This window comes from Nostoc sp. DedQUE02, assembly GCF_034531035.1.
Classification (GTDB): domain Bacteria; phylum Cyanobacteriota; class Cyanobacteriia; order Cyanobacteriales; family Nostocaceae; genus Nostoc.
Genome location: NZ_JAVRBY020000121.1, coordinates 1 through 10,223, shown reverse-complemented (window position 1 = coordinate 10,223; position 10,223 = coordinate 1). Strand labels below are relative to the sequence as shown.

4 protein-coding genes are annotated in these 10,223 nt (G+C 40.5%); 2 read left to right on the top strand and 2 right to left on the bottom strand.

What is annotated here, in order from left to right; translation table 11 throughout:
* Nucleotides 1-162: 162 nt before the first annotated feature.
* Nucleotides 163-2,874, bottom strand: a complete 2,712-nt coding sequence (locus RMX98_RS35750) for a CHAT domain-containing protein (protein WP_322677278.1) — start codon at nucleotides 2,872-2,874, stop codon at nucleotides 163-165.
* A 219-nt stretch (nucleotides 2,875-3,093) separates the two neighbouring features.
* Here RMX98_RS35750 and RMX98_RS35745 point away from each other — a divergent pair, with 219 nt between their 5' ends.
* On the top strand, nucleotides 3,094-3,810 hold the full coding sequence (locus RMX98_RS35745; RefSeq protein WP_322677277.1) for a tetratricopeptide repeat protein: 717 nt from the start codon (nucleotides 3,094-3,096) through the stop codon (nucleotides 3,808-3,810).
* Between the two features lie 109 nt (nucleotides 3,811-3,919).
* On the opposite strand, the gene RMX98_RS35740 is transcribed toward RMX98_RS35745, so the two are convergent.
* A complete protein-coding gene (locus tag RMX98_RS35740) occupies nucleotides 3,920-8,872 on the bottom strand; it encodes a filamentous hemagglutinin N-terminal domain-containing protein (protein ID WP_322677276.1) in 4,953 nt (1,650 codons plus the stop codon).
* 1,013 nt (nucleotides 8,873-9,885) lie between these two features.
* On the opposite strand from RMX98_RS35740, the gene RMX98_RS35735 reads away from it, so the two are divergent.
* Nucleotides 9,886-10,223, top strand: a 338-nt coding sequence (locus RMX98_RS35735) for an SDR family oxidoreductase (protein WP_409882102.1), incomplete at its 3' end; no start/stop codon positions are given.

Here is a 10,223-nt window from a genome sequence, read left to right as displayed (position 1 = left end):
GGCAAAAGTGCTTTTTGCAAGAGGGGGAAAAAGGGGTTCATCTTAAAGCGGAAGGAGACAATACAGAACCTTTCCCCCTGCCCCTTATCCCCAAAGGGGGCCCCACCTTCCCCCTTAACCTTTTCCCAACTTATGCAAGAAGTCTATTGTTCCTTGTGCTTTTTAAAGCCAGTTTCCGACCAAAATGTATGGTGCCCATAAATAAGGAATTTCATAATCAGTTAATAGCTGAATTTGAGCGCGACGAACAGCTTCAGCTTTAGTTATTTTACTATTTTCTAATTCTTGATAAAACTTACTCATAAATTGAGCAGTAGATTTATCATCTACCGCCCACAAAGTTGCTAAGGTACTCCGAGCGCCTGCACGAACTGCTATACCAGCAAGTCCTAAAGTAGCTCGTTTGTCTCCTTGAGCAGTTTCACAAGCACTTAAGACAAGTAGTTCAATAGCGCTAGATTCTCTTTGTCCACTGAGTCGAATTAAATTATCAAAATCCTTAGCTTTTAAGAGTTGTTCCCAAGTTAAAATAAATGTTTTACTGGGATTAGAACTAAACTCGCCATGAGTTGCTATGTGAACTACTGTATATGGTATTTTTTTAATTTGATTCTGTAAATTTATTTTGGTAAAGGCTTGATTAAATAGTTCTGCATTTCTAGGTATAGCCGATTGAATTTGTTGTAATTCAACTTCTACATTCTTGAGTTTAGCAAATGAACGCCCTTCAATTTTGCGTTGCTCACTTACCCCAGCAATTAATCCATTTATTTGCACTTTTTGTAAAGATTTTGGTTCGATTAATTGTAAACCTGGAGCTAAGGATATAGCATATTTTTGAATTAAATACTTTTGGTGTTTATCATCGTATAAAACCGCCATTGGAATATTTCGTAATTCACCATCTAGTACAAACACTAGGGTTTTTATATTCATTTTTTCTAATTCAATTTCTAAAGGTTGAATTAGCCAACTATAAACCTGTTGCGATAACTTTCTAACATCGTTTATCCTGTCTGGTTCTCTCAAATATTGTTGCAGTTTTTCTAAAATATTTTCAACGTCTCTAGATTTTTTATTAATTGTGTAATGAGATAATTCAGTTTTATTTGGTAATTTGAGAATAATGTCTAGATGGTCTGCCAAAATAATCGGATAAATTACTGCTGCGGTGCCATCCGTTTTATCAACTACCTCATCAATTTGTTCGGGTACGGCTTTTAAACAAGCTTCTCGGAAGAAGTTTTCTAGTTCAGCTAGTTGGAGTGTTTCAAGTATGCCACGAGCTTGCTTTAAATTTTTTTGACTAATGCTTTTTTTTGAACTAATTGTAGATGAAGATTGCAAAAGTAAATCAACTAATTGTCGGTAAACTGGTTCTATATTATCCCGAAAGGAAAACTGTACATCTGGATTGAGACTAATTAAATCATTGCGTAAATATTTGAGAGTATTTACCGCTTCAGTGTAGTTAGCGATCGCTCCAGTCACATCTCCTTGTATTCTAAGTATGTACCCTAGTTGCCATTGCCACAAATAACCTATATCCCCAGCTTTTATCGCTTGGGCTACCATTAAAGCTTCTTGTGTCAGTTTTTTAGCATTAGATATATCCTGATTTTCTAGATATAATCCACCCAATGCGCCTAAAGCATAAGCAACTGAACGCTCATCATCCATGCTTTTAGCCTGCTGTACAGATGTCGCTAACATTTGAGCAATTTCTTTCAGTGAAGGAATGTCTGCGTTGGTAGCTTGTTTCAGACACACCAATTTCTGAGCAAAATTAATTTGTGCGTAATTTGCTGTGTGACTTGGGGGAATTTTAGCTAGCTTTACTTGAATTTCAGAAGATAATTCCTTCGCTTGTGACCATTGCTGAAGTTTCAACAATATACTCAAATGATTAAGTTGGGCTTGGATTTGTGAGAGTGGTAAGGTTGCGGTGGTGACAGCTTCTTCATAGAATTGCGCTGCTTGTTGATAAAATTTGAGAGATTCTGTAGAGACAGGTCTATTTATACAATGTAACGGAGTGTAGTTTTCAAAACTGATACTATCTTGCTGCGAGATTTGGCTGTTACCTAAAGCAAGTGCGGTATTACCTAAACTCAGCAGCGTAGCACTGGTTTCTGAAGGAGATTGTAATTTTTTGGCGATGTCTCGGCTTTGTTGTAAAATTTTAAAGGATGGTTCTAAATCACCGACTAATTGCAAAACATCACCAAAGCTACGTAAAGCTATAGCTTTAACAAGCGAATCTGGTTGCTGTTCAAGACGGGGTTGTAACTCTTCTAAGGTGGTGCGAGCTTGACGGTAAAGCCCTAATGCTTGTTCTGCCATACTTTGGTTAATCAAACTGCGGGTGATACCAACTTCATCACCTGCTTGAGCATAGGTATTAGCAGATTGCTTCCATGAGTCTAAAGCTTGTTCGGTTCTGCCTAGTTCTAATTGCAGATTTCCTTGAATATCTAGAGTTTGCGCCAAGATGATTGCAAAGTTCTGAGTGTTGAGTTGCGAATTTTTTAAAAGGTTGAGGCTTTGTGTAATTGCAGCTTCTGCTTTTTTCCACTGTCCAAGTTGCTGAAAGACTAACGAAAGATTGCTTAACGCCATTGCCTTTCCTAGTTCGTCTTTTTGCAGATTAAAAGCATCTGTTGCTTGTTGTAAAACTGTTACAGTTTCAGATAACTGTCCAGTTTCGTAGAGTTTTCGACCTTGTTCAACCAGCAATTGAGCATTTGGTTGGGTCTGAGTAAATTGAGAAAAAGCAGGAGTTGGAATTCCCCAAACGCTTAACAAAGTAGCCAAAACAGCTATTGTAATTCTTCTTAACCACTTCTTAAAATAAAAGCGTCTTTTGCAAGTCACGATAAACCTCCGCGTCCCTTTGCGTGAACCTCAGCACTCCTTTGCGTTTAAAACTTTAATGTTCATCATACTTTGATTTGGTATTAATCAAACACGATTGTTGATTTTACAAATCTTCTTAAATCAAACCATCTTATTTTTAGCACTAGCTGCATAATATTGATTCCCTTCCACCCATAGCTATATAGAAGTAAAGTTTCACATCATCAAGATAAATATATGCCAACTCTAGCCTCTAAAACCCAGCAAAATGATTCTCGTGAAATTGCGATCGCTACTACAATTAATACCATTGAGTACGCTCCAAAAGTCAGCAGCGATTTAGTTTTTAATAAAATTTCTTTACGCTCTAATGCTTTGAAATTCGCTCAACAAGGACAATATAGTGAAGCGATCGCATTGTTGAACAAACTAATTGACCGTAGTTTTAATAATGCTATCGATTACAACAACCGGGGTCTAATCTATTTTAAGAGTGGCGAAAAGCAAAAAGCATTTTGTGACTATAATACTGCTCTAAAGCTTAATCCTAAATTAGTAGCTGCTTACAACAATCGAGCTAATTACTATGTTTGTTGTGGAGACTTAGCAGCAGCGATCGCGGACTACGACCGGGCAATTGATTTAAATCCTAGCTATGTTCGAGCTAGGATTAATCGCGGCATTACCTTACGTGACTTGGGGCAATACAAAGAGGCAATTGAGAATTTTGAGATAGCGTTACTTTTTGGTCAACTAGAAGCTTACATTTGGGCTGAATGCGGTAGAACTTATTATCTTTGGGGTGATTGTAATTGTGCGCTGACTGCTTATAATCGTGCTTTTACACTACTGTCCCGTATCGATCCCAAAAAAGAAGTTTTTAGTTATCGTTTGTATTTACAACTTGAAAGTTGGTTAAACGAACTATCATACAAATTCGGAATTCGTAATTAAGAAAGTCAGTCTCAGTCTAGGTTTAAGGGTTTGAATCTGTTGTCGGATTTAGAAAATTAGTATTGTTTGAACTTCTCCCAATCTTCAGGTCAGAGAAAAGCAACTTCCATTATTTTTGAATAGCAGCAGTTTGGGATGGACAAGCTGCGATGCCTTCTCTACGAGACGCTCCGCGAACGGCGAGCTTCGCTAACGCAGAGCCAAAAGCATTTGTTTGTGTAGCTATGGGTGCAGCTGTTAACTCCACTACGCCAGATTTATTTATTACCCAACCAGTAGCTTCCACAATCGTCGGGCTAACTTGCTCAACTTCTAATTGACGGTTTTTGTGGGCCAAACCCCTTCTTAAATGTGAATTATCGCGTACATTTGTGCTTTTTTGTTCTTGAGGATTCAATGTTACCCAATCAACAGTTGCAGTTTGATTAGTGGCAAGTGCTTGTGTTGGTAGAGGTGGCAAACCGCCGCGTCCGGTGATGGTAAATGAATTGCCTTTATTTGCAGGACAACCTTGAGCAATCAAACCAGATCGATCTACAAAATTGACTGGCAATTGTACTAATCCGTTATTGGGGTCTAAGACTGTGTTGACTTGCACTGTTCCATTGGAAGACGAATCTTTACCAGTGGCAGTAATATCGCTGTTTGGGGTGGGTGCATTTTGAGGCTGAATGCCAAAAATCGCTTGAGCATTGATAGTAACATTACCACCACGAAAATCTTTGGAATTAGCGCTGATATCACTATTTTCTTGGGGAACAGCAATAATAAAACCTTGTTTGGCATCAATATCAATGTTGCCACCAGGGATGTTTTTGCCAGTGGCGTTGGTAGTGATGGCACTGCCATTCCGTAATCGCAACAAGGGAGTACGCAAAAAGATATTTCCTCCGCCGCCTGTGGTGTCAGCAGTGATTTTTGCATTGTTGTAGAGTTCGAGGGAGTCAGCTGCTACAATTAAGGAGCCTGCGATGCCACCTTTTGTACTGCTGACTGTCAATTGCGCCCCATCTCGAACAGTCAAATCTCCTGCTTGCAAGGTCAAATCGCCACCTGCACCACTACCTGTTGTTTCTGCTGAAATCAGCGAACCATCGCCAGTCAGGGTAATCGATCCCGGAGCAGTCACACTCAGGGTTCCTCCTTTTCCGTCACCAGAAGTAGCAGCCGATGCCTTTGATTTGCCTGAGAAATTGACTGCTAAGGTTTGTCCATTGTTATTCGGTTGAATTATCAAGTTACCCCCTGGTGCTGCTCCTGTTGTCCCTGCTTCTAAAATGCTGCCATCTGTCAGGTTCAATTGTGCCGCTTGCACAGTTAGTTTGCCTCCACTAGCTGCTGGGTTAGTAGAATTCGTCGCCGCAGACACCTGTATTCCGTTGGTAATATTGAGTTTTTCTGTTGCCAGAAGTATATCTCCAGCTTGTCCACTACTAGTAGCTTCAGCTGTAGCTGCCAGAGCCCCGTTACCACTTAAATTAATAGACTCAGGGGCAGTCACTGTTAGAGTACCTCCCTGTCCACTACCAGACGTGGAAGCAGATATTTGTGCCTGATCTTGAAGATTGACTGTTAAGCTCTGCCCGTTTTCATAGGGCTGTAACTTTAATGACCCGGCAGGTGCAGATCCTTGTGTGAGTGCGAATAAGCCACTAGTATTGCCCAATAGATTTAATTGAGAGGAATTGACTGTAATATTACCGCCTCGTGCCGTACTGGTAGCAGCTTGAGTTGCAGTTGCAGAGATATTGCCTCCATTTTGGATAGTCAACTGTGGGCTGTTAATTGTGATGTTCCCAGCGACTCCCGTACCTTGAGTTTTGGCAAATAGCCCACTGGCAAGAATTCTATTGTCAACATTAGTTGTTACATTTGGTGTTTCCAGTGAGATGTTGAGAGTGTATGGAATAGTGTATGGCAGATCTGGTTGCAACTTAATAAAGTAAGTGCCAGCCTCTGTAAAAGTATATTTATCATAAAAATTTTCAGAGCCATCGCTAAGTGTTTTAGTAACATTATTTAGTTTCAACTCATTTCCATTACCATCTAAAAGCCTAAGATACACCTCATCAGTAGGATAAGCAAATATCGCCCGAGTGCCTGCTTTCACTTCAAAGGAGTAGAAGTCAGACTCCTTTTCAACATTACCCTCACTATTTTCAATAGCTGTACCTTCACTAGCAATAGAGGCATAGGGAATTCTAGTGGAAAATCTAACGTTGGGATTAATATTATCGCTACTATTTAAGAAAAACTGAGTTATCTGCTGTGCTTGCTGTGATGAGTCATTTGGCTCCACTTCATTTGTGGGAGGGGGATTACCAACTGAGACATTGAGTTGAGTTGGGATGAAACCAAAGTCAACTCCAGAGATGATAATGCCTTCTTTTGTATTGACAGTGATATCACCTGCTTTACCATTGCTCAAGGTACTGGTAATTAATTGAGAGCCATCTAATACAGACAGCGATCGCGCTTCTATATTAATGTTACCACCCTGACCTTGGGCTAGTGAATTTACGGCAGTGCTAATGTTGCTAGCTTTAGTAAGCTCAACAGCACCAAGAGCTTTTAAACTGACGTTCCCCGCATCGCCTTGATTTGTAGTGATACTAAAAATAGCACTTCCATTATCTAGATTAATAAAATCACCGACTTCCAGGGAGACATTACCTGCATTTCCTTGACCAAAGGTAGCAGTATCAAGGAAAGAGAAGTTATTCAAAGAAATATCTGCCGCTTGAATGCCAATGTCTCCTCCTTTACCACTTCCTTCTACCTCCAAAGAAGTAAATAAACGGCTTTTATCGAGTGAAACTGAGCCATTAGAGAGGATGGAAATGTCACCAGCTTTTCCTATACCTCTAGTGGTGGTAGTTAACTCACTATTATTAAAGAAAACCGATGATGCATTAACCTGGATGTTACCACCACTACCTTGTGTAGCACTGCTATCAATAAAAGTATCTTTAAGGTTTAACGCTCCAATTGGGCTGATGAAGCTAATATTACCACCGCTAGCACCAGAAGCATCCACTTGAACAGAGGTAGCATCATCATAACTAGTATTTAGATTGATTATGCCATTAGTACTTGTGAGAGCGATCGCTCCTCCACTACCATTAGTTCCATAGGATGAGATATCTGAGGTAGATATATTACCATTGGTCGAGAAAATAACAGATCCTGCATTAATACCGTGGGAGCTTATTTCTAAAGTAGAGATGTTGCCTCCTGCTTTTAGGTTAATATTTCCTCCATTCTTAATTCGTGAGAACGAGTTTATCTCTGAAGTAGAGATGTTGCCACCTGCTGATAAGGTAATATTTCCCCCATTGCCTCCTACGTAATCACTTGTCCTCTGCGAGAACGAAGAGATAGTTTGGGTCGAGATGTTGCCACCTGCCCAGAGATTAATATTTCCCGCATTTCCATAACCAGAGTACGAGCCGATGAAAGGTTCTTCTGTAGAGTTGCTGTCAGCAGAGATGTTGCCACCTGCTGATAAGGTAATATTTCCTCCATCACCACCCCCGTCTGAAAAAGATTTTACAGACTGTGTAAAGATGTTATTCCCTGCTTTTAGGGTAATATCTCCCCCATTCTTCTCTTCTGAAGAAGATATTACAGACTGTGTAAAGATGTTATTTCCTGCTTTTAAAGTAATAGCTCCGCCATCACTTGAATCAAGTAAGGAAGTGATGTCACCCCCAAATCGGATACTGTCCTGAGCATCCACCAATAGTGGCGGCCCAGTATAGCTGCCAGCAATATCAACATTCCGCCCATAAATGCTAAGGCTGCCACTACTACCAGTTACAATGTTTACTCTATTAGTATTATTTAAATAAATATCGGCTCGCGGTATCTCACTAGGAAAATCCACCTGTAAACGATTACTGACCAAATTCAGTCCGACTGTTCCTACTCCATCTACACCTCCCAAAATCACCCGTCCATTGGGAGCAATGGCCTCTTCGCCATTAACTGTCACCTTACCACCTATGAGCGCTAAGGTTCTGCCTTGTGGAACCCCAAACAATGGACTGGGAGTAGGAGCTATCTGGTTGGTAAGCGTAATAGTATAAGCTCCGCTAGCAGAACCGAGATTTTCATCCCATCCACTAATTGGAAATTCGGCACCAGCACCTATGGGGCTATCATACTCAAATATTGCACCCTTTGAACTGCGCGGATTGTTTTCATAACTAGAAATGCCCAGGTAATACTTGCCTGAAATTGGGGCAATGAAGGGTTCGCCTAAAGGCAATGTTGATTGTCGAGTTTCATCGTTAACCGTATAATCGTCATCGTTCATCACTAGACCTAAGCCATTGCCATCAAACAAAAACAACTGAGTATCTATATCAGTACCGCCCACAGTTGTTGCTGTGAATTTTTGCCCTGCTCTTAAAAAAAGTTGGTATAGATCGATATCGTTGTCATTATTTAGTGTCCCAGAGATAGCACTGACAACTGTCCCTGAAGTTGAGCTATTGGTAGTCTGGGCTGTAGATGGTAACTGCCCTGCATCACCTACTTCTGTATATGGGATAGCAGGTAATGAGCTAGCGGCTGTTTCCACAACAATATTGCCTTCGCCACCATTGAACTGCAACCCAACAGGTACACTGATAGTTAACAATGGAGTAGTTGCAGGATTTCTGGCGCTGAATTCAAAACCATCAGCAAACTTGATGCTACTTGCTGTACTTCCCACAAATGAACCACCAATATCCAGTTTGGCATTTGGGCCAAAAATAATCCCATTCGGATTTATGAATAATAGGTTTGCACTACCATTGGCATGAATCAATCCATCAATATCAGATATGGATTTACCTGTGACTCGACTAATAATATTTTGAATATTCAGACTATTGTTAAAATCAGCTATAGTCCCAGTGGGAACAGAAAACTCGCTGAAGCTGTGGAATAAATTGCTTCCCGCAGTGGTTCCACCTTGAATTTTGATAGTGTTGCCAATCTTTTGAATATTAGAATTAATCGGTAGAGTACTATCTGGAGCGATTTGAGCGTAGGCGCAGCCCGTCGTAGACATCACACAATTCCCAGCGCACATTGCTATACTGGTAACGGCAATGTTTAACCATTTCAACAAGTTTAGATTTCTCATTGCCCTAGATATAATTTTTATTCAGTTTAAGTATTATTTATTTGACTTGAGCAAACTTAAAAATCTTGTCACAAAAATTTTAGATTGTTTCTAAAGCTATTTATTTATTCTTTGCATTAAACAGACAGCAGCTAAATCTCTGAATTTTTATGTTTGGCAGAGTTGGTTAAGTTTATTAAAGAGAGTCTATATCAAAATCGTCAAAATTAATAGTGTTATAAGTTACTGTGTAACAAAGCTTAAACAATGCTTGGCTTGCTAAAAATTTTCAAGTCGGCTATGCCGTTGGCGATCGCATCTGTGTCAGGAGAAGGTTAGGCTAGTACAGCATAGCAAAAAGAAATTTTTGATCGCTAACTGCATAATATTAATTCGCTCATACCCATAACTATATAGAAGACAAGTTTCACATCTAAAATTGGTTGTGTTTCAGAGATTCTGACTGTATAAGCATTTATTATTCAATTGAGACTAGTAGTCTGCCAAGTCAACTTTGCGTTGTGGTCAGCAGAGGGGCAGAGGCGCAGAGGCGCAGAGGGGAAAGAACTTGTATAAGCCTCTCCTCTGCTCCCCTGCTCCCCTGCCGACCTCCACCCAGCAATTTTGGGTTGGCGAACTACTAGTTAGGCAGTAGCAGAACTGAGAGGAGCGATTATGTCAAAAAGAGCGTTAACAGACTACTCGGCCCATAAATTCGTCGCATTCAAGAGGGAAAAATTGCGCGAATAGAGGTTTACGTTAACACGGATGCAATCAACGCTGCACTGTTATAGGTCTGACACTCAGTTTAACCAAGATCTTTGGTATAGCTAAATTTAAAAGTGCTTTGCTGAGTGGGCGATCGCCATTTCAAGTTTGAAACTCAAATTGTCACAAGCAGCGATTCTATGCTCATCTAATCTACAAATTTTTCACAGACTTCACCGGGAGGTTCATAAATGAAGATTTTGGTTGCAGGGGCAACGGGAGCAATCGGTCGGACGCTAATCGCACAATTACTGGCTAAAGGACATGATGTAGTTGCATTGACCCGTTCTTTAGAAAAAGCACAAACTTTAGCCGAACAAGGTGTGGAATTGGCGAAGGCAGATGTATTCGATGCAGAAGCGCTCATTGCTGCGATCGTTCGCGCTCAACCGGAAGTGGTTATCGAACAACTCACCGCTTTACCCAAAACTTACACTGCTGAATCGATGAGTGCAGCAGCACCGTTCAACCAGCGTCTTCGTCTAGAAGGCGGTGCTAATGTGCTGGCAGCAGCGCAAGCGGCAGGTGT

Excerpts from the sequence above, each read along its gene's own strand:
- RMX98_RS35740 (WP_322677276.1), bottom strand. The coding sequence starts at position 8,872 with ATGTCTACGACGGGCTGCGCCTACGCTCAAATCGCTCCAGATAGTACT.
- RMX98_RS35745 (WP_322677277.1), top strand. The coding sequence starts at position 3,094 with ATGCCAACTCTAGCCTCTAAAACCCAGCAAAATGATTCTCGTGAAATT.